This is a genomic window from Candidatus Methylacidiphilales bacterium, assembly GCA_028713655.1.
Lineage (GTDB): Bacteria > Verrucomicrobiota > Verrucomicrobiia > Methylacidiphilales > JAAUTS01 > JAQTNW01.
On record JAQTNW010000077.1, the window covers coordinates 1 to 4791 of the forward strand.

Annotated in this window: 4 protein-coding genes; all 4 read right to left on the bottom strand. The window is 54.6% G+C overall.

The window, feature by feature from the left end:
- Positions 1-1501 (bottom strand): molybdopterin-dependent oxidoreductase (locus PHD76_15025; GenBank protein ID MDD5263154.1); only part of this gene is annotated, 1501 nt, incomplete at its 3' end.
- 238 nt (positions 1502-1739) lie between these two features.
- Positions 1740-3878: a xanthine dehydrogenase family protein molybdopterin-binding subunit gene (locus tag PHD76_15030; GenBank protein ID MDD5263155.1), complete on the bottom strand. Its 2139-nt coding sequence runs from the start codon at positions 3876-3878 to the stop codon at positions 1740-1742.
- Positions 3875-4372, bottom strand: coding sequence for a (2Fe-2S)-binding protein (locus PHD76_15035; protein ID MDD5263156.1), 498 nt, complete (start codon positions 4370-4372; stop codon positions 3875-3877). Before PHD76_15035 ends, PHD76_15030 begins: the two co-directional genes overlap by 4 nt.
- Positions 4339-4791: hypothetical protein (locus tag PHD76_15040; protein ID MDD5263157.1), on the bottom strand; the 453-nt coding region annotated here is incomplete at its 5' end. The genes PHD76_15035 and PHD76_15040, both read right to left, overlap by 34 nt.

Here is a 4791-nt window from a genome sequence, read left to right on the forward strand (position 1 = left end):
CCGCTAATTCCAGCACATGTTTATGCCGGGGATGTCCGCCAAGAAGCGCCCGCCGGAATTCAAAAGGATCTTTCTGAGTTGCATGAGCAACTTCATCGATAAAACTTTCCACGACAAACGCCGTGTGCGAGTGGCCGACTGAACGCCACCACTGCACGGGAACACTGATTTTCGGACTGTGGACATCGACAAGAATATTGGGGATGTCATACGGGATGTCCTCGGCTCCTTCCACGGATGACGGATCGATGTCGTTTTCAATCATCAGCTCGTAGGCGCTGCCCTCGAAAACCGATTGCCCGACAATCGTGTGCCGCCAGCCGACAAGATTGTTCTTTTCGTCCAGCGCAGCCGCTATCTTATCGTTCCACATCGGTCGGTAATAGCCGCCCCGAATATCATCTTCCCTTGTCCAGACGACCATGACCGGTTTTTTCAGTATTTTGGCGACGTGCGCCGCCTCCGTGACAAAATCCGATTGCGGATTGGCCCGTCTGCCGAAACCTCCTCCGAGCAATGTTGTGTGCAGCGCAACCTGCCCGGGTTTCAGCCCGAGCACGTCTGCTGCAGCCTCCCGATCCAATGTCTGAGCTTGTGTGCCTGTCCATATTTCACAATGATCATTGCGAAAGTCGACAACACAGTTCAACGGCTCCATCATGGCATGCGCAAGATAGGGAACTTCATACTCGGCGGTAAGCAGCCGGGCTGCGCCGGCAAAAGCTTTTTGGATGTCGCCTTGGGCTCGAGCAGCGCTTCCGGGCGTGTTGGCCAGTTTTTTGTACATCTCGCGGAGTTTGTCCGTGGAGAGATCAGCGGCATCGCCTTCATTCCATTTAATGTCGAGAAGGTCGCGGCCATTTTTTGCCGACCAGAAATCTTCCGCCACAACGGCGACTCCCGATGGCACTTGAAGCACATCCCGAACACCGGGAACGGCCCTCGTTTGGTCATCTTTGAAGCTGATGATCGTCCCTCGAAAAACAGGGGAACGCGCGACAAGAGCCGTCAGCATACCCGGGATGCGAACATCCATTCCAAAAACAGCCTGTCCGGTGGTCTTTTCGGGAGTGTCGAGTCTTTTAATCGGCTTGCCGATGACTTTGAATTGTGAAGAATTCTTGAGAGCAACATTTTCCGGAACAGGCAACGTTGCAGCCCTCGCGGCCAATTCGCCAAACGTAACGGATTTACCGTTTTGGTGGATGATCTTTCCGTTTTCCGCCCGGCATAATGATTTTTCAGTCTTCCAGAGATCGGCTGCCGCGGAAATCAGCATTTCGCGGGCAGTTGCGCCGGCCTGTCGCAAACGATCCCACTCGCTGCGAACACTCGACGATCCGCCTGTACCCTGCAGGATGACCCATTCGGTGTGATTATACGCCGGATCAACCGGCGCGGCCTCCAGCCGCACTTGTTTCCAGTCACATTCAAGTTCTTCGGCAATGAGCATCGGCAGTGCCGTGTAGACGCCTTGCCCCATCTCGGACTTATTGATCATTAAGGTTACGGTATCGTCTGTCCCGATCCGGATGAAGGCATTGGGCGCAAAGGTTTTGCCGGGCACAGGTCCCGCGCCACGCCGTCCCGGAGGTTGAGCATAGAATCCCAGAACAAGTCCACGACCCGGAGGCCCGCCCATGGGCAAAAAAAGCAGAGAGTTGATTTTAAAAAATGCCATTCATGATCCCTCCGTGTCGCTAATCAAACATAAAGCATTGTCAGACCACTCATCCGGTTCATGCCGGAAGCGGCAATTCGCGAATCCGTTTTCCGGTCGCCGCATAGATTGCGCCCGCCAATGCGGGTGCAACCGTAGGAACACCGACCTCGCCGATTCCGCCGGGCGTCTCATGATTTTTCGCAATATGAACTTCCACAACCGGCATCTCATTGATGCGCAGCATCGGGTAATCATTGAAATTGGATTGCGTCACGCGTCCGTGATCAATCGTGATGGCATCTTTGAGAGCGGCGGTAAGACCGAAAACGATGCCGCCTTCAATCTGAGCTTCGATCGTCCGTGGATTAATCGTCTGGCCGCAATCTACTGCGCACACAACCCGCTGAACACGGAAATTCTTTTTATCTTCCATAGCGATCTCCACCACCTGGGCAACGAAGCTCCCGTAAGCTTCGGCCGCGGCAATTCCGCGGTAATGTCCTTTACCCAGAGGCTTTGTCCATCCCGCCCCCTTTGCCGCCGTGTCGAGAACATCCAGAAGACGCGGGCTTTTTTTGAGAAGCCCGCGGCGTAATTCATAGGGATCTTTTTTGCCTGCGGCGGCGACTTCATCGAGAAAACTTTCGACGACAAAGGTGTTGTGCGAATGTCCGACAGACCGCCAGAAACCGACGGGAATGCCGGGTTCCTTCCGGACATACTCCACCCGCAGATTAGGAATTTCGTAAGGCAGATCCGCCGATCCTTCGACGGCGGCACGATCAACCGTTGGAGTAGCCATCCCCAGGGCTGCCGCATGCGCGGCAAAAATGGAAGGCGCAACAATCCGATGCATCCAGGCGATTGGCCATCCTTTGGTATCGAGCGCCGCCGTGATATAGCTGTAAACAGCAGGCCGGTAATGGTCATGCTGCATATCGTCTTCCCGTGTCCAGATGACTTTAACCGGAAGGTGGAGAGCTTTGGATATTTCCACGGACTCCGCGACGAAATCCTGTTCCGCGCGGCGGCCGAAACCGGTGCCCAGAAAAGTGGTGTTGACGACAACAGATTCTTCGGGAACTCCGGTGATCTTTGACGCGACGCGCTGTGCCAGAGTCTGTCCCTGCGTCGGGGCCCAGATTTCACAGGCTCCCGACCGCACATAAGCAGTGCAGTTCATGGGCTCCATGTTCGCATGGGCCAGATAAGGCAATTGATAGACGGCCTCTATTTTACGTCCGGACTTTTCCAGAACGCCCGGCGCGTCCCCGTCATTTCTGGCGGAGACACCGCGTTGTTTCGAGGCCTCCTGGAATGACTTCATGATTCCGTCAGTGGACTGGCCGGCTGTCGGTCCTTCTTCCCATTGGACACGAAGAGCCTCCCTTCCTTTTTGCGCAGCAAAGAAGGTGTCGGCTACAACCGCAACTCCATCCGAAATTTTTAAAACATCGCGAACTCCCGCCACCTTTTTTGCGTCCGTTGCATCAAAGTCGGCAACATGGCCTCCGAAAACGGGGCAGCGGGCCACAACGGCTGTCAACATGCCGGTTTGACGGACATCGATGCCGAAGGTTCCCCGTCCCCGGACTTTAGCCGGAGTATCGAGCCGGTTTTCCGGAGTGCCCAGAATTTTATAATTTTCCGGTGTCTTGGGTTTGATGCTTTTGGGTACGGAAAGCGCAGCGGCTTTGGAAACCAGTTCACGATAATTAGCTTTGCGCTTACTTGCAGGATGCAGAACCGCGCCGTTTTCTGTTTTGCAGGATCCGGCATCGACTTTCCATTCTTTTGCGGCCGCTTCCACGAGCATGGCCCGTGCCGCCGCGCCAGCCTCCCGCACAGGATTCCAAAATGCCCGGACGCTGGAGGAACCTCCTGTGAGCTGCATTCCGATGATAGTATTGGTATAGACTTTGGCGGCCGGAGCCTGCTCGAAATGAACGTTCTTCCAGTCAGCGTCCAGTTCTTCGGCGACCATCATGGGGAATGATGTCAAAACGCCCTGTCCCATATCGGATTGGGGGACGAGCACGGTAATCATACCTGCCTCATCTATTTTCAAATAGGCATTGGGAACAAAGGATGTGGATTTTTCAGCCGCATCCGCTTCCAAGGATAAAGGAATTTTGAATCCTAGAATCAAGCTGCTTCCGGCGATTGCCCCTGCTTTCAAAAAATCGCGCCGGCTCAAATTAATAATCTTATTCATGCGCCACCTCCTGCCGCCATCATTTGTGATGCCCGGTGGATGGCGCGGCGGATCCTCTGATATGTGCCGCACCGGCAGATATTGCCGGCCATGAAAGCATCGATGTCATCGTCAGTCGGCTTCGGATTCTTCGCCAGAAGCGCGGCGGCCGACATGATCTGGCCGGAATGGCAATACCCGCACTGCGGGACATCATCTTCAACCCAGGCGCGCTGCACGGGATGTGATCCGTCGGGAGAGAGTCCTTCGATGGTCGTGATATCCTTACCGGCGACCGATGCGGCAGGCGTGACACAGGACCGGACAGCCTTTCCATCGATATGTACGGTGCAGGCGCCGCAAAGCGCCATGCCGCACCCGTATTTTGTCCCCGTCAGGCCTATACTATCCCGAATGACCCACAGAAGCGGCGCGTCGGGAAGAACGTCAACTTCATACTCGCGGCCATTCACCTTCAGCTTTATTTTGGAGGTAATTCTTTGATCGTTTGGCATAATTTGTCCCATCCTTTCGAAACGATTTCCCTTGCATCTTTGAAGGGATATTTCTTGATAAGATTCTTTATCGGCAGTTTCTGGTCACCGTCCCGCATGAAATGAATCAGGACGATCGACGCCCAGTAATCATTCGCGTAATCCGTGCCCTTCAATTGCACGGCAACACCCTTTGCATTAACGCTGTGACAGGCCGCGCAGGTTACCGGCCCGGCATATTTGCCGTCCGGGCTAAACTGCAGCGCCTGTTCATGAGAAGTCAGGTCAACCGTTTTGACCGGTCCTTCATACCGCACCGGATACAGGCCGTGCATGGATTCATGGCAGGATTGACAAGCCAGGCGTCCGTGGGCTTTGGAGTACCGGTACAGCGAATACTTTCCCGGTTGATCGATGGGAAAATAACCGCCTCCTTCGCT